This is a genomic window from Symbioplanes lichenis (assembly GCF_030709675.1).
GTDB classification, from domain to species: Bacteria; Actinomycetota; Actinomycetes; order Mycobacteriales; family Micromonosporaceae; genus Actinoplanes; species Actinoplanes lichenis.
The window spans coordinates 1-340 of record NZ_JAUZQD010000055.1 but is presented as its reverse complement, the minus strand read 5'-3'; the positions used below and the strand labels follow the sequence as shown (position 1 = coordinate 340).

Annotated in this window: 1 rRNA gene; it reads right to left on the bottom strand. The window is 55.6% G+C overall.

The window, feature by feature from the left end:
- Positions 1-279 (bottom strand): 23S ribosomal RNA (locus tag RAN62_RS41020); the annotation flags it as partial.
- Positions 280-340: the final 61 nt, after the last annotated feature.

The window sequence follows — 340 nt, the reverse complement described above, 5'->3', positions numbered from 1 at the left end:
CGGTTTAGGCTCGATCCGCTTTCGCTCGCCACTACTCACGGAATCACATGTTGTTTTCTCTTCCTACGGGTACTGAGATGTTTCACTTCCCCGCGTTCCCCCCTGCACCCTATGAATTCAGATACAGGTGACACGACATGACTCGTGCCAGGTTCCCCCATTCGGACACCCTGGGATCACAGCTAGGTTGACAGCTCCCCCAGGCCTATCGCGGCCTCCCACGTCCTTCATCGGCTCCTGGTGCCAAGGCATCCACCGTTCGCCCTTGACAACTTAACCACAGAAAACAAGATGCTCGCGTCCACTGTGCAATTCTCAACCAACAACCAACCCACAACCC